Genomic DNA, 19,970 nt, shown 5'->3' with positions numbered 1-19,970 from the left:
GTGTCGGGAGCGCGCAGGCGGCTCACAGGTTCTGGTAATTCGGCCCGGAGCCGCCTTCCGGGGTGACCCAGTTGATGATCTCGTAGGGGTCCTTGATGTCGCAGGTCTTGCAGTGCACGCAGTTGGCGGCGTTGATCTGCAGGCGCTTGCCGGCCGCGTCGTCGACGATCTCGTAGACCGCTGCGGGGCAGAAGCGGGTGCAGGGATTGCCGTATTCCTCGGTGCAGCGGGTCACGCAGATCTGCGGGTCCAGCACCTGCAGGTGCACGGGCTGGTCCTCGTCGTGTTCGGTGGCGGCGAAGTACACGCCCTGCAGGCGGTCGCGCGGCGCCAGTTCGCGCTGCACGTAGTCGCGCTTGGGTTGCTCGTGCTCGCCGAGCCGGTCCAGCGACGCCCAGTCGGCCGTCACCTTCAGCGTCCACGGCGAGGCGCCCTTGACCAGGGTTTCCCAGGCCGCGTTGAGCATGCCGAACCACAGCCCCTTCTTGAAGCCGGGCTTGATGTTGCGCACCTGGCGCAGTTCGGCCATCACCTCCGAGCCGCGCAGTTTGGCGTCGAAGCCGGCCGGATCCAGTGCCGCGCCGGCGGCCAGGTGTTCGGCGGCGAGCATGCCGCTGCGGATCGCCTGGTGGGTGCCCTTGATCTTGGGCACGTTGAGCAGGCCGGCGGTGTCGCCGATCAGCAGCGCGCCGGGCATCTCCACCTTCGGCAGCGACTGCCAGCCGCCGCTGGCGATGGCGCGGGCGCCGGCCGACAGGATGGTGCCGCCTTCCAGCAGCGGCTTCATCAGCGGGTGGTTCTTCCACTGCTGGAATGCCTCCCACGGCCGGTACTCGGGGTCGTGGTAGTCCAGCCCGCTGACGTAGCCCAGCGCCACCTGGTTGTTCTCCAGGTGGTACAGGAAGCTGCCGGCGTAGGTGGCGTTGTCGGCCGGCCAGCCCAGGGTGTGCACGATCTTGCCCGGCACCACGCGGCCTTCCGGCAGCTGCCACAGTTCCTTGATGCCGATCGAATAGGCCTGCGGGTCGCTGCCGGCGTCCAGCGCGAAGCGCTTGACCAGGCGCTTGGTCAGATGCCCGCGCGCGCCTTCGGCCAGCACCGTGACCTTGGCGCGGATGTCGATGCCGGCGGTGTAGCCGGGCTTGTGCGAACCGTCCTTGGCCACGCCCATGTCGCCGATGCGCACGCCGAGCACGCTGCCGTCGTCGGCGTGCAGGGTCTCGGCGGCGGCGAAGCCGGGATAGATCTCCACGCCCAGCGCCTCGGCCTGCGGCGCCAGCCACGCGCACAGCGCGCCGAGGCTGACGATGAAGTTGCCGTGGTTGCGCATGCCCGGCGGCACGATCGGGAACTTGCGCCCGCCGTCCTTGCTCAGGTGCCAGAACTCGTCCTCGCCGGCGGGCACGCAGATCGGCGGCGGATTGTCGCGCCAGCCGGGCAGCAGCGCGTCGAGCGGCGCGGGTTCGATCACCGCGCCGGACAGGATCTGCGCACCGACGGTGCTGGCCTTCTCGATCACGCAGACCGAGATGTCGGGGTTGAGCTGCTTGAGCCGGATCGCGAACGCCAGCCCGGCCGGACCCGCGCCGACGGTGACCACGTCGTATTCCATGACGTCGCGTTGCACTGGCTCCGGCGCACTGGCGCCGCCCTCCGATCCCGTCATCTGCTCCGCTCCCGTTGGCTCGTTCTGGCTGTCTGCATTTTCAGGCTTTGTGCGTGACGGGGCAAATTCCGCACGCTGGCGTATGGTGCCTGCAGGCATGCTAGCGTGGCGCGATGCAACTCGACCTGCCCGGCGCCGACGTCCGCTGGCTGCCCGGCTGGCTGGCGCCGGCAGAGGCGGCGGCGCTGTTCGCGCAACTGCTGGACGCGGTGAGCTGGGAGGTGCACCGCATCCGCCTGTTCGGGCGGCTGGTCGATTCGCCGCGGCTGAGCTGCTGGATCGGCGATCCGCAGGCGAGCTACCGCTATTCCGGCAGCCGTTTCGCGCCGCATCCTTGGCCGCCGGCGCTGCGGCCGCTGCGCGCGCGGCTGGCGGCGGAAACCGGGGTGGCGTTCAACAGCGTGCTGGCCAACCGCTACCGCGACGGGCGCGACGCGATGGGCTGGCACAGCGACGACGAGAAGGAACTGGGTCCGCGTCCGCTGATCGCCTCGCTGAGCCTGGGCGCGACCCGCCGCTTCGTGCTGCGCCATCGCGCCGAGCCGGCGTTGCGCCAGGCGCTGGAACTGAGTCCTGGCGGCTTGCTGCTGATGGGCGGCGAGACCCAGCGTTTGTACCGGCATGCCTTGCCGCGGACTGCGAAGCCGGTCGGCGAGCGGATCAATCTGACCTTTCGGAAAATCGCCGCGCATTAGCGGCCACGAATTCCCTTCTCCCCTCGGGACCATGGCCTCCTTTGGGGGGGAAGGTGCCCCGCAGGGGCGGATGAGGGTAGGGGCGCAGCCTGGTGCACCCAAACTCCGCGAGTCGCTTCGCGCCGGACCCTCACCCCAACCCCTCTCCCGCGGGGAGAGGGGCTATGTGCGTCGCGGCTGTTCCCTTCTCCCCCCGGGACCATGGCTCCCTTTTCGGGGGAAGGTGCCCCGCAGGGGCGGATGAGGGTAGGGGCACAGCCTGGTGCGCTCGAACTTCGCGAGTCGCTTCGCGCCGGACCCTCACCCCAACCCCTCTCCCGCAGGGAGAGGGGCTTCAGGGTCGGCGGCGCGGTGTCGGGGCGGGCGTCGGTGCCGGCGCCAGGGCCGTGGCCGCATCGGCCTGGCCCTGTTGCAGGGTCCAGCCGACGACCTGCCCGGTCACCTGCGACAGTGCCTGGCCGAAGGCGTCGGCGACCTGCGCCTGCGCGGTGCTGGCGGCCGGTTGCGCGGCGAGGAAGGTGCGCGAGGCGACCACGCGCTGGTCGGGCGTGTACAGCAGCTTGGCGTTGAGTTCGATCGTGGCCGAAGGAACATCGTGGCCGGCGTAGTCGGATTCGAAGCGGCGCAGGTCCAGCACCAGCTTGTAGTCGGCGCGGATGCCGGTGCCGAGCCGGGCCACGCCGGGGATGCGCCCGGAATCCTCGAACGCGCGCACCAGCGTGTCCTCGAGCATGTCGGTGGCCGGCTGCGCCCAGCTGACGCCGCTGTACACCTGCAGTTCGCCCGGGGTGGGGCGTACCGCGATGCGCGGGCTGTCGACCACGCGCGCAGCGCTGGGCTTGGCGATCGCCAGTTGCCAGGTCACCTGCGGCCAGGACGGGTCCGGGGCCACGCGCACGTCGGGCGCGTAGATCGTCACCGGGTCCTTGCTGCCGCCGCCGGTCAGTGCGGAGCAGCCGGCGAGCAGCAGCAGGGCCGGGGCGGCGAGCAGCAGGAGGGCGCGCGTCGGCTTCATTTGGGTTCGAACTCCTTCGGGGCGTCGCGGCCGAGCAGGTAGCGCGCGGGGTTGTTGTCCAGGCGGTCGCTGACCCGGCGCAGGTCGCGGATCAGCCCGCGCAGCTCGGTCAGGGTCGGGCCGAGCTGGCCCAGGCCGTCGTTGGCGAAGCTGTTGATCGCCGCGCGGTTCTCGCCGAGGATCTTGTCGGCGTTGCCGGAGGCCGAATCCAGCTTGCTCAGGGTGCTTTCCAGCTTGTCCAGGATCGGCGGCAGCTGCTGCACCAGGTTCTGGTCCAGGCGCTGGATGGTGCCGTTGGTGGTCTTCAGGGTCACGTCGAGATTGCGTGCGGCATCGCGCGCGCTGAGGATCAGCGACTGCATGCCTTCGTCGCGGTCGGCCAGCGAGCCGCTGATCGTTTCTAGGTTGTGCAAGGTGGCGGTGATGCTGGCCACGTTGCGGTCGCTGAGCACCTCGTCCAGGCGCTCGACGATGCGGTTGGCGGTATCGGTGATGTTCTGCAGCGCCGACGGCGTGGTCTGGATGATCGGCGCGTCGCTGGTGTCGATCGAGGTCAGCGACGGCGCTTCCGGGGTACCGCCGGAGAGCTGGATGATCGACGGCCCGGTCAGGCTGGTGATGCCCAGCTTGGCGCGGGTGTCGCTCTTGATCGGCGTGGTCGAGTTCAGCCGCACCCGTGCCACCACCTGGCGCGGATCGTTCGGCGCCAGGGTCAGCTCGGTGATCGAGCCGACCGCGATGCCGTTGTACTGCACCGGGCTGCCCACCGACAGGCCGGTGACCGCCTCGCGGAACACCACCCGGTATTCCTGCCAGGTGCGGTCGGAGGAATACTTGGCCGCCCACAGCCCGAACAGCAGCAGGGCGAGGCCGGCGACGATGGTGAAGGCGCCGATCAGGACGTAGTTGGCTTTGGTTTCCATGGCTCAGGCGTTCTCGGTCCAGGCGGTTTTGGCGTCGCGCGCCGCGCGGGCGCGCGGGCCGTGGAAATATTCCTGGATCCAGGGGTGGTCGACTTGCTCGATCTCGGCCAGCGGCGCGGTGGCGATGACCTTGCGGTCGGCCAGCACCGCCACGCGGTCGCAGATAGCGTACAAGGTGTCGAGGTCGTGGGTGATGAGGAACACGGTCAGGCCCAACGCTTCCTGCAGGGTGCGGATCAGGCGGTCGAAGGCGGCCGCGCCGATCGGGTCCAGCCCGGCGGTGGGTTCGTCCAGGAACAGCAGCGGCGGATCCAGCGCCAGCGCGCGCGCCAGCCCGGCGCGCTTGCGCATGCCGCCGGACAGCTGCGAGGGCAGCTTGTTGATCGCATCGGCCGGCAGCCCGGCCAGCTTCACCTTCAGCAGCGCCAGTTCGTAGTGCCAGCTGTCGGGCAGTTCGCCGAAGTGCTCCTTCAGCGGCACCTGCACGTTCTCGCCCACGCTCAGCGAGGAGAACAGCGCGCCGTCCTGGAACAGCACCCCGGTATTGCGCTCCACGTGCAGGCGGTCTTCGCGGCGCCTGGACTCGGTGTCCACGCCGAGCACATTGATGCGGCCGGCATCGGGATCGCGCAGGCCGAGGATGCTGCGCATCAGCACCGACTTGCCGGTGCCCGAGCCGCCGACCACGCCGAGGATCTCGCCGCGGCGCACGTCCAGGTCCAGATCCTCGTGCACGGTCTGGGTGCCGAAGCGGTTGAGCAGGCCGCGCACCGAGATGGCCAGTTCTTGATCGGGATTCGGGATTGGGGATTCGGGATTGGTCAAGGCAAACGCTCCCGGTCAGGCAGCGCACGGCGCCCGCCTTCAACGAATCCCCAATTCCCAATCTCCAATCCCGGCTCCATCACCACCCCACGTTCATGAACCACAGCGCCGCGATCGCGTCGATGATGATCACCAGCGAGATCGTCTGCACCACGCTGGAGGTGGTGCGCTCGCCGACCGACTGCGCCGTGCCTTCCACGCGCAGGCCTTCCAGGCAGCCGATCAGGCCGATCACGATCGCGAAGATCGGCGCCTTCGACAGGCCCACCAGCATGTGCCGCAGCTGGATGGTGTCGTGCATGCGCGCCAGGTACATCTGTGGCGGGATGCCCAGGTCGAAGGCGCCGACGGTGACGCCGCCGGCCAGGCCGGCGATCATCGCCACGAAGGTCAGCAGCGGCAGCATCACCAGCAGCGCCACCAGCCGCGGGATCACCAGCAGGTCCATCGGGTCCAGGCCCAGGGTCTGGATCGCGTCCACCTCCTCGCGCGCCTTCATCGCGCCGATCTGCGCGGTGAACGCGCTGGCGGTGCGCCCGGCCAGCACGATCGCGGTCAGCAGCACCGCGAACTCGCGCAGGAAGGCGATGCTGACCAGCTCCACCACGTAGATCTCGGCGCCGAAGTCGCGCAGGATGGTCGAGCCCAGGAACGCGATGACCGCGCCGACCAGGTAGGACAGCAGGGCGACCAGCGGCACCGCGTCCAGCCCGACCTGTTCCATGTGGTGCACGGTGGAAGTCAGGCGGAAGCGCCGCGGCTCGTGCACCAGGCGCAGCACCTTGACCAGGGTCTCGCCGAGGAAGCCGACCAGCGCGACGATCTCCTTGCCGTTGCGGTGCACCGCGTAGCCCAGGCGTTCCAGCGCCGCGGCGAAGCCGTAGTCGCGCTTGCGCTTGGGGCGGTCGTCGGCGACCTCCTCGATGGTGCTGACCAGCGCCTGGTGGTCGTGGCGGAAGTTCAGCGCCTCGTGGGCGATGCCGTTGCGGGTGGCGTAGCGCATCAGCTGCAGCACGCCGGCCGAATCCAGCTGGCCGATGCCGCTGGCGTCGATGCCGCTGGTGCCGGGCGGCAGCGCGCGCAGCACTTCCGAGGACGCCAGCGCGGTGGCCAGGGTCCAACTGCCGGACAGCCGCACCCGCGAGGGGTCTCGGTCGTCCGGGCTGAGTGCTGGCGGTTGTGGTTCGATCATGGGGCGTCCGGGGCGCGAGCATACCTGTTTCGCCGGCGCCGCAATGTCGTCGTGCGCCACAGGGTGGCTGTGCGCGGGGTTCGCGCCATACTAGCCGACATGCACGCCGCGCCCATCGCCAACCCGTCGTCCGCCGCCACCTATGCGCAACGGATCGCCTTCGTCTCCGAGATCGCCGGCCGCCTGCACACCTACGGCACCACCGCGCAGCGCCTGGAAGCGGCGGTGGTGGCGCTGTCGCAGCAGCTGGACCTGGACTGCGAGCCCTGGTCCAACCCGACCGGGCTGATCCTCAGCTTCAGCGATCCGACCAAGGCGATCGGCTCCAGCGACATCACCCGCGTGGTGCGGCTGGCGCCGGGCGACAACGACCTGCACAAGCTCAGCGTGGCCGACAACATCGCCGACGCGGTCGCCAGCGGGCGCATGAGCGTGGCCCAGGGGCATACCGCGCTGCGCCAGCTGGACCGCCCGCCCGGGCGGCGCTGGAAGGCGATGCAGGTGCTCGGCTTCGGCCTGGCCGCGATGGGCGTGGCCGGGCTGTGGCGGCTGCCGTGGCTGGACATCGCCACCGCCGCCGCGATCGGCCTGCTGATCGGTGCGCTGACCCAGCTCACCGACAAGCGCCCGGCGGCCAAGGAGGCCAACGAGGCGCTGGCGGCGCTGCTGGCCGGCGTCGTCGCCGCGCTGGTGGCGACCTTCGTGGCGCCGCTGAACCTCAATTCGGTGATCATCGCCTCGCTGGTGGTGCTGCTGCCGGGAATGGCGCTGACCAACGCGGTCAACGAACTGACCAGCCAGCATTGGGTCTCGGGAACGGCGCGCTTCGCCGGCGCGGTCACCACCATCCTCAAGCTCACCGTGGGCGCGGTGATCGCGGTGACCCTGGCGCAATTGCTGGGCCTGGAGCCGCTGGTGCGCGCGTCGCGGCCGCAGGCGGTGTGGGTGGAATGGGCCTCGCTGCTGGTGGCGGCGTATGCGTTCGCGCTGCTGTTCAAGGCCAACGGCCGCGATTATCCGTGGGTGATGGCCGCCTCGGTGGCCGGCTACGCGATCGCGCGCTTCGCCGGCGAGGCCTGGGGCAGCCCGGTCGGCATCTTCCTGTCGGCGATGTCGCTGACCGCGGCCGGCAACCTGTTCGGCCGGCTGGTGCAGCGGCCGGGCGCGCTGATCCGGCTGCCCGGCATCATCATGCTGGTGCCCGGCAGCGCCAGCCTGCGCGGATTGCTGACCCTGGTGCAGCAGCACGACGTGCCCGGCGGGCAGTCGGCGCTGCTGGCGGTGACGTATATCGTGATGGCGCTGGTGGCCGGCCTGCTGTTCGGCAATCTGCTGGTGCCGGCGCGGAAGAATCTCTAGCGCCGCGGCGTGCTGCGCGGGCATGAAAAACGCCGGCTTGCGCCGGCGTCCTTCGGATAATCCACCGATCCCGGAGCGGTGCCCGGATCAGTTTTTCGGCGCGGCGGACTTGCTGGCTTTCTTGGCGACCTTGGCGACTTTCTTCACCGCCTTCTTGGCGGTCTTCTTGGCCGGTGCCGCGGCCTTGGCCGGCGCCGCAATCAGGAAATCTTCGGCCTTCTTGCCCTTGGCCACCTGCTCGGCCAGCCAGCGCGGCTGCTTGCCGCGGCCGGTCCAGGTTTCCGCCGCATTGGCCGGATTGCGGTATTTCGGCGCGACCTTGCCCAGCTTGCGGCCCGGCTTCGGACCCGGCTTGCCGGCGGCCTTGCGGCCGCGCTTGGCCGGCGCGGCGCCAGCGAAGACTTCGTCGATGCTGTAACCATGGCTCTTGGCCAGGCGGGCCAGCTGGGTGCGGACCTTGGCGATGGGCGTGCGCTTGGCGACGATGGTCTGCTGCTTCTTGGCCGTCTTGATGAGAGCGCCCAACTGCTTGGCCGACAGGCCACTGAGATCGATGGTCATCTGTACTCCGGAAAATGGATGGTGAGCATACCGCCATTCCCTGGCTAGAGCGGAATCATAATATCGCTTTATCGGATTGACAAATATTCCGGGTATTTCGATATGCCGGCGGCCGCTGGATCGGCGCGTGACATTTATACGCGCCGAATTCGGATTGTCAAATCAATGCGCGGTAACGCTGTGATTCCATCGGCATATTGGCCCGGCAAATGTCGAGGCCGTGTCGTCGTGAGGGCCGCGCAAGAAAAAAGGCCGGGATATATTCCCGGCCTTTTCGAATTAACCCTGCAGGCGCGCCAGCAAGGCGGCGCGGTCCAGGCTCTCGGCCTCGCCGCCGCTGCGCGCGCGGTATTCGAAGGTGCCGGCCGCCAGCCCGCGTTCGGAGACCACCACCCGGTGCGGAATGCCGATCAGTTCGATATCGGCGAACATCGCGCCGGCGCGCAGGCCGCGGTCGTCGAGCACGGCGTCCAGGCCCGCCTGCTGCAGCTCGGCCAGCAGCGCCTCGCCGGCCGCGTCGATCGCCGGATCGCGCTTGGGATTGATCACGCACACCGCCACCGACCACGGCGCCATCGGCTGCGGCCAGCGGATGCCGGCCTCGTCGTGGTTCTGCTCGATCGCCGCGGCGACGATGCGCGAAATGCCGATGCCGTAGCAGCCCATCGCCATCGCCACGGTCTTGCCGTTCTCGTCCAGCACGGTGGCGTCCAGCGACTGCGCGTACTGGCGCCCGAGCTGGAACACGTGGCCGACTTCGATGCCGCGCGCCAGGCGGATTTCGCCGCCGTCGTGCGCGCGCTCGCCCTCGACCACGTTGCGCAGGTCGGCCACGGCGTCCGGCTCGGGCAGGTCGCGGCCCCAGTTGACCCCGGCCAGGTGGAAGCCGGCTTCGTTGGCACCGACCACGAAATCGGCCATCGCCGCCACGTCGCGGTCGGCGACCACGCGGATCGGCTGGCGCGGCTGCAGCGGGCCGAGGAAGCCCGGCTCGCTGCCGAGGTGGGCGCGGATCTCGGCCTCGTTGGCCATGCGGTAGCCGGCCAGGCCGGCGACCTTGCCCAGCTTGATCTCGTTCACCGCGTGATCGCCGCGCACCAGCGCCAGCACGAACGTGTCGCCGGCCATGACCGCGACCGACTTGACCGTGCGCTGCAGCGCGATGCCGAGCAATTCGGCCACCGCCTCGCAGGTCTTCTGGGTGGGCGTGTCGACCTTGCGCAGTGCTTCCTGCGGCGCCGGCCGCGGCGCCGGGTCGGCGGCGACCGCGGCCTCGACGTTGGCCGCGTAGTCCGAGCCGGTGGAGAACGCCAGCGAATCCTCGCCGGAGTCGGCCAGCACGTGGAATTCCTGCGAGGCGTCGCCGCCGATGTCGCCCGAATCGGCCTGCACCGAGCGGAACTGCAGGCCCAGGCGGGTGAAGATCCGGCTGTAGGCGGCCTTCATGTTCTCGTATTCGCGGGCCAGGTCCTCGTCGCTGACATGGAACGAATAGGCGTCCTTCATCAGGAACTCGCGCGCGCGCATCACCCCGAAGCGCGGGCGGATCTCGTCGCGGAACTTGGTCTGGATCTGGTAGAAGTTGACCGGCAGCTGCTTGTAGCTGCTCAGCTCCTGGCGCGCGAAGTCGGCGGCGGCCTCCTCGGCGGTGGGGCTGTAGCAGTATTCCTGCTCCTTGCGGTCCTTCATCCGCAGCATCAGGCCGCCGAACTTCTTCCAGCGCCCGGTGGCTTCCCACAGTTCGCGCGGCTGGATGGTCGGGAACAGCACTTCCACCGCGCCGGCGCGGTTCATTTCCTCGCGCACCACCGCTTCCACCTTGCGCAGCACGCGCAGACCCAGCGGCGACCAGGTGTACAGGCCGGAAGCGAGCTTGCGGATCATGCCGGCGCGCAGCATCAGCCGGTGGCTGACCAGTTCGGCGTCGGCCGGGGTTTCCTTGGTGGTGTGCAGGTGGAACTGGGAAAGGCGCATCGAGGGGCTTCGTGGACGGCGGGCGCCCATTTTGCCAGTCATTGCCGGCGCTGCGGGAACCGGACGCGGCCCGCGGCGCCGGCGCGCCGGCCGCGCGCTCACTCGGCCGCGGCGGGCTGCGGGCAGTAGGCCTTGACCGCGGCCTCGGCCAGCGACTTCTGCGCCGCGCGCTGGCTGTCGTTGAGTTCGGTGTCCGGCTTGCCGTCGCCGTCGTTGTCGGTCATCACCTTGCCGGGCTTGCTGAGGATGTCCAGGTTCTTGCGCGCCCCCAGGCAGTTGGCGGTCTCGGCCGGCGCGGCGGAGGTGGCCTCGGCCGGGGCGCCGCCGCGGCTGTCGACCCGCCGCGCCTGGTACTTGCCGCCCGGCGGCGGGCTCTCCGAATAGTGGGTGACGCCCTGCGCATCCTTCCATTGGTACAGGGTGGTGGCGCCGGCCACGCCACTGGCGGCGAGCAGGGACAGGCAACAAAGCCGGGTCAGGGCGCGCATCACGGTCTCCAGGGGCACGGGGCGAGCGCCGATTGCAGCACCCGCCGTCGGGCCTGGCAAGTCGATTAAACTGCCGGGCATGGACCCATCCCGACCGCCCCCCCGTTCGCGCACCATCTATCTGCTGCCGAACCTGTTCACCACCGCCGGCCTGTTCTCCGGTTTCTACGCCATCATCGCCGCCGCCAACGGCCAGTTCGTGCACGCCAGCGTGGCGGTGTTCGTCGCCGCGGTGATGGACGGGCTGGACGGGCGGGTGGCGCGGCTGACCGGCACCAGCAGCGAATTCGGCGTGCAGTACGACTCGCTGGCCGACCTGGTCAGCTTCGGCATGGCCCCGGCGCTGGTGATGTACCACTGGTCGCTGTCGGCGCTGAAGTTCGACGGCAGCGTGATGGGCCGGGTCGGCTGGTCGGTGGCGTTCCTGTACGCGGCCTGCGCCGCGCTGCGCCTGGCGCGCTTCAACACCCAGGTCGGCACCGTCGACAAGCGCTGGTTCGTCGGCCTGGCCAGTCCGGCCGCGGCGGGGCTGATGATGGCCTTCGTGTGGGCGTTCGCCGACGGCAACCTCGGCTGGGACGGCGAGCAGCTGCGCTACGTGGCGCTGGGCCTGACCGTGGCCGCGGCGTTGCTGATGGTCAGCCGGATCCGTTTCTGGAGCTTCAAGGGCGGCGGCGAGAAGGGCCCGCGCGCCGACCGGGTGCCGTTCCTGATGCTGGTGCTGGCGCCGGTGGTGATCGCGGTGCTGGTCATCGACCTGTCGCGCGCGCTGCTGGCGATCGGCGTGCTGTACGCCTTGTCCGGCCCCTGCTACTGGCTGTGGCGGCGCTGGCGCAAGCTGCCGGACGCGACGTGAGCGAGGCGATGGCCAGCGACGTGCCACTGTGGTCGGCCGAGCAGCACGGCTGGCTGCAGGCGTTGGGCTACACGCTCTATGTCGGGGCCGACGCCGATGTCGGCGCGGTGGTCGCGCAGCCGGCGCAGGCGCAGGTGCACGATGCCCCTGTCGCCGATGCGGCTGCGCCCGCGGTGGTGGCCGAGCACGCGGCACCGGCGTACGCGCCGCGCGCCACAGCGCCCGCGGCGCCGTCGCCGCGCGGGCGGGCGCCGGCCGCGCCCGCGGCCGATCCAGAGCCGCAACGCGCGGCGACGGCACCGGTGCGCCGCGCCGGCCTGCGCCTGCCCGATCGGCTGCAGATCGCCTTGCTGCGCGCCTCCGGGCGCAACCCGAACGATCCGGCGACGCAGGCCCTGATGGCGACCTGGCCGCTGGCCGAGCTGCGCGGCAACGCCGCCGCCAAGCGCGCGCTGTGGCCGCAGCTGCGCGCGCTGCGCAAGCAGGCGCCGCGATGAGCGCGCTGGGTTCGGCGTCCTCGCCGGCCGCGGCGACGCTGCGCCCCCTGCGCGAGGCCGACCTCGACACGGTGATGGAGATCGAGCGCCGCGCCTATCCGTTCCCGTGGACGCGCGGCATCTTCCGCGACTGCCTGCAGGCCGGCTATCCGGGCTGGGTGCTGCAGGAGCAGGGCCAGATCGTCGGCTACGGCGTGATCAGCGTCGCCGCCGACGAGGCGCACATCCTCAACGTCTGCATCGCGCCCGAGCGGCAGTCGCGCGGCTACGGCCGCCTGCTGTTGCGCGCGCTGATCAAGTACGGCGCCGACCTGGGCGCGCGCCGCGTGTTCCTGGAAGTGCGCCCGTCCAATCCCAGCGCGATCGCGCTGTACCACAGCGAAGGCTTCAACGAGATCGGCCGCCGTCCGCGCTACTACCCGGCGGCGAACGGCCGCGAGGACGCGCTGGTGATGGCGATCGAGCTGTTCTTCGAAGGCATGTCGTAACGCGCGACGGCGTGCCGTCGCCGGCGCCACGCCGGCGTGCGCGCAAGCCAGTGGCACGCTGCGGCCGTGGCGCGCGGCTTTCCTTTCGGTAATCGGGGTATTCCGACTCAGGCCGTTCTACGGTCGGCGAAATGCTGCGCAAGCGATTCCGGCCGCAATGGACCTTATCGCCGTTGCCCATCGCGACCGATGATCCCAGGCGGCCGGGCGTCGCTCCCGCGGTGCCTGCCGACGATGCCGCCTGCGGCGCCGCATTTTTCAAGCAAGTTCTGAGCGCATCGGGCATTCGCGCAATGTCGCGACTTGTCGTCGGGACAGCGTTGTTGTCCCGCAGCGGGAGCGGGTGGGCGAGCCGCATCGCGAACGCATTTTGTTAGATGCCATCCCCACATCGCAGCGCTGGATCCGCGCACGCCGCATTTGTCTCTTCCCAAGCGCAACGCGCTCCCTACAGTGCGCGCCTCTTCGGCGCTGCCACCTTTCACGGCATCACGCGCAGTTGTCCGAAGGGACAGCGAATGCGCGTGCGTCGCTTGCGTTTTCCGCGTTGCGGAACGCGCCGCGCGCGCGGCGACTCCACCCATGCCTACGAGGTTCCAGGATGAAGACACAGTCACTCATCGCATCCCCGCGCACGCTCACCCATGCGATTGCGCTTGCAGTCTGTCTGGCGGGCGCGACCGGCAGCGCCTACGCCGATGCCAGCCTGGAGGTCGCCAGCACCGGGTGGGCGACGCAGAACGGCGGCACCAAGGGCGGTTCCAAGGCCGCCGCGGCCAACGTCTACAGCGTCAGCACCGCCGCGCAGCTGAAGACCGCGCTGAAGGCCAGCGTCGGCAGCAACGGCCGCATCATCAAGATCAGCGGCATCATCGACGTCAGCGAGGGTACGCCGTACAGCACCACCGCGGACATGAAGAGCCGTGCGCGCCTGGACATCCCCACCAAGACCACGCTGATCGGCGTCGGTTCCAATGCGCAGATCCGCGAGGGCTATCTGTACGTCAAGGCCAACGACGTGATCATCCGCAACCTCACCATCGAAAATCCGTGGGATCCGCAGCCGGTGTGGGATCCGGACGACGGCAGCGCCGGCAACTGGAATTCCGAGTACGACGGGCTGACCATCGAAGGCGCCAGCAACGTGTGGGTGGACCATGTCACCTTCACCGACGGGCGCCGCACCGACGACCAGAACGGCACCGCCAACGGCCGCCCCAAGCAGCATCACGACGGCGCGCTGGACGTGAAGAAGGGCGCCAACTACGTGACCATCTCGTATTCGGCGTTCAAGTCGCACGAGAAGAACAACCTGATCGGTTCCAGCGACAGCGCCTCCAGCACCGACAGCGGCAAGTTGAAGGTGACCATCCACAACACGCTGTTCGAGAACATCTCCGCGCGCGCGCCGCGGGTGCGCTTCGGCCAGGTGCACCTGTACAACAATTACCACGTGGGCAGCACCAGCCACGCGGTGTATCCGTTCTCGCACGCACACGGCGTCGGCAAGGAGTCGAAGATCTTCTCCGAGAACAACGCCTTCGACATCGCCGGCGTCAGCAGCTGCGACAAGATCGCCGCCGACTACGGCGGCAGCGTGTACCGCGATTTCGGCTCGCTGCTCAACGGCAAGGCGCTGACCTGCTCGTGGAACAACAGCATCGGCTGGACCCCGCCGTACACCTATTCGCTACTGCCGGCGAACCAGGTGGCGAGCGACGTCAAGGCCAAGGCCGGCGCGGGCAAGCTCTGAGTGTTGCAGGCCGCCGCCCGCGATGCCGGGCGGCGGCCGATTGTCGTGTCGCGGAATTCCCACTACAGCCAGCGTCGCACGCGCCGGCAATACTCCGTGTAATCGGTGCTGAAGCGTTCGCGTAATGCCGCTTCTTCGCGCGGAATCTGTACGCGATCGACGTACAGCAGATAGAACGCCAGGGAAACACCTGCGGCCGGATGGCCGAGGCACAGCATCCAGCCCAGCAGGATCAGCGCATGTCCCAGGTACATGGGGTTGCGCGAATAGCGATGCAGCCCGGATTGCACCAAGGCACTGGCGCGCTGCGGATGCAGCGGATTGACCGTGGTCCCGGCGTGGCGAAAGTGCAGTTTGGGCGCCACGTTGGCGACCGCTCCGGCAACGATCACCGCTGCGCCCAGCGAGCGTTGACCCGGCAGGAGCAACGTCGCCGCCGGCCAGGCATGTGCGGCACCCCATGCGCACAGCGCGCCGGCGACCACGATCAGCGGCGGCGGCACGCGCAGCTTCATGCGCTTGGGGTCGTCCGCGACTTACAGCTTGGCGCGCTGCTCGCGCAGCCCGGCCAGCTGCGTGGTCCAGTCGGCCAGGCGCGCGCGCTCCTGCTCGACCACCGCCGCCGGTGCGTTCTGCACGAAGGTGGCGTTGCCGAGCTTGCCGTTGCACTTGCCGATCTCCGCGTCCACGCGCTTGATCTCCTTGTCCAGGCGGCTGCGCTCGGCGTCCAGGTCGACCAGGCCTTCCAGCGGCACCAGCAGTCGCAGCTCGCCGACGATCGCCGCCGCGGCCGGCGGTGCGTCCTGTGCCGCGTCCAGCCACTGGATCGCCTCCAGCCGCAGCAGGAACGTCAGCTGCGAGGCGAAGCGCTCCACCCGCGTGCGGTCTTCGGCGTGGCCGCCCTGCAGCAGCAGCGGCACCAGCCTGGACGGCGGCACGTTGAGTTCGCTGCGCACCCGGCGCAGCGCCGAGACCATCGCCTTGAGCCACTCGATGTCGGCTTCGGCGCCGGCATAGGCGGCCACGTCCAATGCGCCGGCAAGCGGATACGGCTGCAGCGAGATGGTCGGCGCGGCGATGCCCAGGCGCGGCGCCACCTGCTGCCACAGTTCCTCGGTGACGAACGGGGTCAGCGGGTGCAGCAAGCGCAGCAGCGTCTCCAGCACCAGCAGCAGGGTGTGGCGGGTGCTGTCGGCGGCGACGGCGTCGTCGCCGTTCAGGGCCGGCTTGGTCAGCTCCAGGAACCAGTCGCAGAACTCGTTCCAGGCGAACTCGTACAGGCACTGCGCCAGCAGGTCGAAGCGGTAGGCGGCGTAGTGCGCCTGCGCTTCGGCGCTGACCTTGTCCAGTCGCACCAAAATCCATTTTTCGGCATCGGTGACCGGCGCGTGCTTGCCCGGGTCCAGATGCAAAGCGGTGTCCGCATGGTTCGCCACCTGGGCGCGTGGCGACGCGTTTGTCGCTGTCGCGGCCGCGGGATCCTCGGGGCGCGTATTCATGAGCACGAAGCGGCTCGCATTCCACAGCTTGTTGCAGAAATTCTTGTAGCCCTCGGCACGGCCCAGGTCGAACTTGATGTCGCGGCCGTGGCCGGCCAGCGCGGCGATGGTGAAGCGCAGCGCATCGGCGCCGTGGGCGATGATGCCCTCGGGGAATTCCTTGCGCGTGGCCTTCTCGATCTTCTCGGCCATGCGCGGCTGCATCAGCCCGGTGGTGCGCTTGGCGACCAGGTCCTCGATGCTGATGCCGTCGATGATGTCCAGCGGGTCGAGCACGTTGCCCTTGGACTTGGACATCTTCTGCCCGTCCTTGTCGCGGATCAGGCCGGTGATGTACACGTCGCGGAACGGCACCTGGCCGGTGAAGCTGTCGGTGGCCATGATCATCCGCGCCACCCAGAAGAAGATGATGTCGAAGCCGGTGACCAGCACGCTCGACGGCAGGTAGCGGTCGAAGCCGCGCTCGGCCATCGCCTGCGGGTCGGGCCAGCCCATCGTCGAGAACGGCCACAGCTGCGAGGAGAACCAGGTCTCCAGCACGTCGCTGTCCTGGTGCAGGGCGACGTCGGCAGCCAGGCCATTCTTCGCGCGCGCCTGCGCCTCGTCGCGGCCGACGTAGCAGTTGCCGGCGTCGTCGAACCACGCCGGAATGCGGTGACCCCACCACAGCTGGCGGCTGATGCACCAGTCCTGGATGTTCTCCATCCAGTGCCGGTAGGTGTTGATCCAGTTCGGCGGCACGAACTTCACCTGGCCCGATTCGACCAGCTCCAGGCCGCGCCTGGCGAGCGCGTCCATCTTCACGAACCACTGGTCGGTGAGGTAGGGCTCGATCACCTGGCCGGTGCGGTCGCCGCGCGGCACCTGCAGCTTGTGCGGCTTGGTCTCCACCAGGAGGCCGAGGTCTTCCAGCTCGGCCAGCACCGCCTTGCGCGCGTCGTAGCGGTCCAGGCCGCGGTAGCGCTCCGGCGCGTTGTCGTTGATCGCCGCGGTCGGGGTGAACAGGTTGATCATCGGCAGGCCGTGGCGCACGCCGACCTGGTAATCGTTGAAGTCGTGCGCCGGGGTCACCTTGACCACGCCGGTGCCGAACGCGCGGTCCACGTAGTCGTCGCCGATCACCGGGACCTGGCGGCCGGTCAGCGGCAGCGTTACGGTCTTGCCGATCAGGTGCGCGTAGCGCGCATCGTCCGGATGCACCATCACCGCGGTGTCGCCGAGCAGGGTTTCCGGGCGCGTGGTGGCCACCACCAGGTAGTCGCGGGTCTCGCGCAGGGTCTCGTTGCCGTCGGCGTCGTGCTCGACGTGTTCGTAGCTGGCGCCGTCCTCGAGCGCGTAGGCGATCGACCACAGGAAGCCGTCTTCCTCGACGTTCTCCACTTCCAGGTCGGAGATCGCGGTCTTCAGCACCGGGTCCCAGTTGACCAGGCGCTGGCCGCGGTAGATCAGGCCCTGTTCGTGCCAGCGCACGAACGCCTCGACCACCGCCGCCGACGGCTGCGGGTCCATGGTGAAGGTGCTGCGCGACCAGTCGCTGGAGGTGCCCAGGCGGCGCATCTGCCGTTCGATGATGTCGCCCGACTGCGCCTTCCATTCCCAGACCTTGGCGATGAAGCCCTCGCGCCCCAGCGAGTCGCGGGTCTCGCCCTTGCCTTCCAGCGCCAGGTTGCGCGACACCACCATCTCGGTGGCGATGCCGGCGTGGTCGCTGCCGACCTGCCACAGCGTGTCGAAGCCGCGCATGCGGTGGTAGCGCACCAGCGCGTCCATCAGCGTCTGCTGGAAGGCGTGGCCCATGTGCAGGGTGCCGGTCACGTTCGGCGGCGGCAGCAGCACCGTGTACGGCTCGCCCTGCCCGGACGGCTTGAAGTAGCCGGCCGCTTCCCACTGGGCGTACAGGCGCGATTCGAAGGACTTGGGGTCGTAGCTGGGGGCGAGGGTGGTCATTGAGGAGCCGGGATTGGGGATTCGTGATTCGGGATTCGTTGCGGTGCCATGCCGATGAAGGGGGACAGGGCAGGGATCCATTCCGAATCCCCAATCCCCAATCCCGGCCCCATCACATGTCGTACTTGCTGACCTCGAAGCCCAGCGCCTTGTACTGCTTCCAGCGTTCGCGCAGCGGCTCGCGCGCGGCTGGATCGGCCGGCACCACTTCCAGCACGCGCTCGCAGGCGCCGAGGTAGGCGTCGTCGCGCAGGTTGATCGCCAGCGCGCGCGACGGCGCTTCCACGCCGGGCGGGACGATCAGCACCTGCGCCTCTTCCTCGTCGACATCGGCGCCGGCGATCTGGTGCGGGATGTAGGCATCGGGGTCGAACGCCCACAGCAGCTCGTCCAGCTCCTCGGCCTGCGCCTGGTCGCGCGCCAGCACCAGCGTCCACAGGTTGGCGTCGTTGGCCTTGCGCGCCAGCTCGCACACCAGCCGCAGCGGCTCGGTGAGGAAGCGCGGCTTGGCGATCAGGTAGAAGTCGGCGCGCATCAGGGCGGGGATTCGTTGTTCGGGATCGGGGATTGGCCAACGCAGGTCGCGAACGTCGGCGCAAGGTGCGGGACGGGGGAAAAGGGGAGGCGCTTTTCGCGACTCCCCAATCCCGACTCCCCAATCACGCCGCGCCGCCCGCGGCGCGGTCGAGCAACCACTGGCTCAACAGCCCCACCGGCCGCCCGGTCGCCATGCCGCGCTTGCCTTCGTCGCTGGCCACGCCGGCGATGTCCAGGTGCGCCCAGCGCTGGCCTTCGGTGAAGCGCGACAGGAAGCAGCCGGCGGTGATGGCGCCGGCCCAGCGGCCGCCGATGTTGTAGACGTCGGCGAAGCTGGAATCGAGCAGGCCCTGGTATTCGTCCCACAGCGGCAGGCGCCAGGCGCGGTCGAACACGTGCTCGCCGGCGGCCAGCAGCTCGTTGGCCAGGTCGTCGTGCTTGCTCATCAGGCCGGCGGTCTGGTGGCCGAGCGCGACCATGCAGGCGCCGGTCAGGGTGGCCACGTCGATCAGCGCCTCGGGGTTGAAGCGCTCGGCGTAGGTCAGCGCGTCGCACAGGATCAGGCGGCCTTCGGCGTCGGTGTTGCCGACCTCGATGGTCTTGCCGGACATGCTGGTGATCACGTCCGACGGGCGGTAGGCGTTGCCGTCGATCGCGTTCTCCACCGCCGGCACCACCACCACCAGGTTCAGCGGCAGGCGCGCGGTGGCCGCGGCGACGAAGGTGCCGATGACGTTGGCGCCGCCGCACATGTCGTACTTCATCTCCTCGATGCCGCCCTGGGTCTTCAGGTTGACGCCGCCGGTATCGAAGGTGATGCCCTTGCCGACCAGCACGTAGGGCTTGGCGTCGCCGCCGCCGTGCCACTTCAGCACCAGCAGCCGCGGGCGATTGGCCGAGCCGCGCGCCACCGCCAGCAGCGAGCCCATGCCCAGGTCCTGCATCTGCGTCTCGTCGAGGATCTCGGCCTCGGCGCCGTCGACGCCGTCGGCGAAGGCCGCCGCGGTCTCGGCCAGGTAGGCCGGGGTGCACAGGTTCGGCGGCAGGTTGCCGAGCTCGCGGGCGAACTTCACGCCGGCGGCGATGGCCTGGCCCTGGACCAGTGCGGTGGCGTCCTCGCCGAACACGGCCAGCTTGGCCAGGCCGCTGTCGTCGGGCTTCTTCTTGCCCAGGGTGGCGGTGTAGCGGTAGCAGGCGTGGTCGCTGGCGATCACCGCCTGGCGGATCGCCCAGGCCTGGTCGCGGCCCTTGACCTCCAGTTCGGACAGGGTGAACAGCGCCTTGGCCACCGGCCCGCTCTTCAGCGCACGGGCCGCGTCGCCGACCGCCTTCAGGTACTGCGGCACGCCGAACTTGGCGGCCTCGCCCAGGCCGACCACGAGCACGCGCGGCGCGGCGACCCCCGGCAGGTCGTGCAGCAGCGCGGTGGCGCCGGTCTTGCCGGCGACGTCGCCGCGGCCGGCCAGGGCCGCCAGGCGTCCGCCGCTGGCCGCATCCAGGGCCTGGGCGGCAGGCGACAGGCGCTTGTCGGCGAACACGCCGACGACGATGCAATCGAACGCCGCGGTAGCCGGGGCGTCGTGGTTCAGGGTGAATTCCAGGGCCATTGATCAGATTCCGTTGGCAAATCCGTACAATCGCGGGCTGTTTACGTCCAGCCGGGTTAGGCTGGCTCCGCCGCGAACGAATCCGAGA

18 protein-coding genes are annotated in these 19,970 nt (G+C 69.5%); 6 read left to right on the top strand and 12 right to left on the bottom strand.

Features of this window, described 5'->3' with window-relative positions; genetic code table 11:
• Positions 1–22: 22 nt before the first annotated feature.
• Positions 23–1,666, bottom strand: coding sequence for an electron transfer flavoprotein-ubiquinone oxidoreductase (locus AB3X10_RS19050; protein WP_369976981.1), 1,644 nt, complete (start codon positions 1,664–1,666; stop codon positions 23–25).
• A 113-nt stretch (positions 1,667–1,779) separates the two neighbouring features.
• Here AB3X10_RS19050 and AB3X10_RS19045 point away from each other — a divergent pair, with 113 nt between their 5' ends.
• Positions 1,780–2,361, top strand: coding sequence for an alpha-ketoglutarate-dependent dioxygenase AlkB family protein (locus tag AB3X10_RS19045; RefSeq protein ID WP_369976980.1), 582 nt, complete (start codon positions 1,780–1,782; stop codon positions 2,359–2,361).
• A gap of 334 nt (positions 2,362–2,695) precedes the next feature.
• On the opposite strand, the gene AB3X10_RS19040 is transcribed toward AB3X10_RS19045, so the two are convergent.
• The 4 genes from AB3X10_RS19040 to AB3X10_RS19025 all read right to left on the bottom strand — a co-directional run bounded on the left by AB3X10_RS19040 (position 2,696) and on the right by AB3X10_RS19025 (position 6,316).
• Positions 2,696–3,376 carry an ABC-type transport auxiliary lipoprotein family protein gene (locus tag AB3X10_RS19040; protein ID WP_369976979.1) on the bottom strand — a complete coding sequence of 227 codons (681 nt, stop codon included), beginning with the start codon at positions 3,374–3,376 and terminating at the stop codon, positions 2,696–2,698.
• Positions 3,373–4,299, bottom strand: a complete 927-nt coding sequence (locus tag AB3X10_RS19035; protein ID WP_369976978.1) for an MlaD family protein — start codon at positions 4,297–4,299, stop codon at positions 3,373–3,375. Before AB3X10_RS19035 ends, AB3X10_RS19040 begins: the two co-directional genes overlap by 4 nt.
• Before the next feature lie 3 nt (positions 4,300–4,302).
• On the bottom strand, positions 4,303–5,124 hold the full coding sequence (locus AB3X10_RS19030; RefSeq protein ID WP_369976977.1) for an ABC transporter ATP-binding protein: 822 nt from the start codon (positions 5,122–5,124) through the stop codon (positions 4,303–4,305).
• 79 nt (positions 5,125–5,203) lie between these two features.
• Entirely contained in the window at positions 5,204–6,316 is a 1,113-nt protein-coding gene (locus tag AB3X10_RS19025) for an ABC transporter permease (RefSeq protein ID WP_369976976.1), read from the bottom strand.
• A 99-nt stretch (positions 6,317–6,415) separates the two neighbouring features.
• Here AB3X10_RS19025 and AB3X10_RS19020 point away from each other — a divergent pair, with 99 nt between their 5' ends.
• Positions 6,416–7,675 carry a threonine/serine ThrE exporter family protein gene (locus AB3X10_RS19020; RefSeq protein ID WP_369976975.1) on the top strand — a complete coding sequence of 420 codons (1,260 nt, stop codon included), beginning with the start codon at positions 6,416–6,418 and terminating at the stop codon, positions 7,673–7,675.
• Between the two features lie 87 nt (positions 7,676–7,762).
• Here AB3X10_RS19020 and AB3X10_RS19015 read toward each other — a convergent pair whose 3' ends face one another.
• From AB3X10_RS19015 to AB3X10_RS19005, 3 genes are all read right to left on the bottom strand, one after another.
• The gene (locus AB3X10_RS19015; RefSeq protein ID WP_369976974.1) at positions 7,763–8,236 is read right to left on the bottom strand and encodes an H-NS family nucleoid-associated regulatory protein; all 474 of its coding nucleotides are present in this window, start codon (positions 8,234–8,236) and stop codon (positions 7,763–7,765) included.
• A 279-nt stretch (positions 8,237–8,515) separates the two neighbouring features.
• Positions 8,516–10,210: a proline--tRNA ligase gene (locus tag AB3X10_RS19010; protein WP_369976973.1), complete on the bottom strand. Its 1,695-nt coding sequence runs from the start codon at positions 10,208–10,210 to the stop codon at positions 8,516–8,518.
• Positions 10,211–10,308: 98 nt separating this feature from the next.
• Positions 10,309–10,698: a DUF4124 domain-containing protein gene (locus AB3X10_RS19005; RefSeq protein WP_369976972.1), complete on the bottom strand. Its 390-nt coding sequence runs from the start codon at positions 10,696–10,698 to the stop codon at positions 10,309–10,311.
• A 79-nt stretch (positions 10,699–10,777) separates the two neighbouring features.
• Here AB3X10_RS19005 and pssA point away from each other — a divergent pair, with 79 nt between their 5' ends.
• The 4 genes from pssA (at position 10,778) to AB3X10_RS18985 (ending at position 14,292) form a co-directional block, all read left to right on the top strand.
• Complete coding sequence (pssA, locus tag AB3X10_RS19000; protein ID WP_369976971.1) at positions 10,778–11,554, top strand: CDP-diacylglycerol--serine O-phosphatidyltransferase; 777 nt, start codon at positions 10,778–10,780, stop codon at positions 11,552–11,554.
• A gap of 8 nt (positions 11,555–11,562) precedes the next feature.
• Entirely contained in the window at positions 11,563–12,051 is a 489-nt protein-coding gene (locus tag AB3X10_RS18995) for an alanine acetyltransferase (protein ID WP_369981904.1), read from the top strand.
• Entirely contained in the window at positions 12,048–12,539 is a 492-nt protein-coding gene (gene rimI, locus AB3X10_RS18990) for a ribosomal protein S18-alanine N-acetyltransferase (RefSeq protein WP_369976970.1), read from the top strand. Before AB3X10_RS18995 ends, rimI begins: the two co-directional genes overlap by 4 nt.
• 601 nt (positions 12,540–13,140) lie before the next feature.
• Entirely contained in the window at positions 13,141–14,292 is a 1,152-nt protein-coding gene (locus AB3X10_RS18985) for a pectate lyase family protein (RefSeq protein ID WP_369976969.1), read from the top strand.
• A gap of 62 nt (positions 14,293–14,354) precedes the next feature.
• On the opposite strand, the gene AB3X10_RS18980 is transcribed toward AB3X10_RS18985, so the two are convergent.
• The 4 genes from AB3X10_RS18980 to AB3X10_RS18965 all read right to left on the bottom strand — a co-directional run bounded on the left by AB3X10_RS18980 (position 14,355) and on the right by AB3X10_RS18965 (position 19,882).
• A complete protein-coding gene (locus tag AB3X10_RS18980; RefSeq protein ID WP_369976968.1) occupies positions 14,355–14,807 on the bottom strand; it encodes a methyltransferase family protein in 453 nt (150 codons plus the stop codon).
• Positions 14,808–14,828: 21 nt separating this feature from the next.
• On the bottom strand, positions 14,829–17,738 hold the full coding sequence (locus tag AB3X10_RS18975; RefSeq protein ID WP_369976967.1) for a valine--tRNA ligase: 2,910 nt from the start codon (positions 17,736–17,738) through the stop codon (positions 14,829–14,831).
• Positions 17,739–17,850: 112 nt separating this feature from the next.
• Positions 17,851–18,276: a DNA polymerase III subunit chi gene (locus AB3X10_RS18970; RefSeq protein WP_369981902.1), complete on the bottom strand. Its 426-nt coding sequence runs from the start codon at positions 18,274–18,276 to the stop codon at positions 17,851–17,853.
• Positions 18,277–18,397: 121 nt separating this feature from the next.
• Entirely contained in the window at positions 18,398–19,882 is a 1,485-nt protein-coding gene (locus AB3X10_RS18965; RefSeq protein ID WP_369976966.1) for a leucyl aminopeptidase, read from the bottom strand.
• Positions 19,883–19,970: the final 88 nt, after the last annotated feature.

Origin of the sequence: Xanthomonas sp. DAR 80977 (assembly GCF_041240605.1) — a bacterium.
Classification (GTDB): domain Bacteria; phylum Pseudomonadota; class Gammaproteobacteria; order Xanthomonadales; family Xanthomonadaceae; genus Xanthomonas_A; species Xanthomonas_A bundabergensis.
Note: the sequence above shows the minus strand (reverse complement) of the source record. Positions and strands in the feature narration are given on the sequence as shown.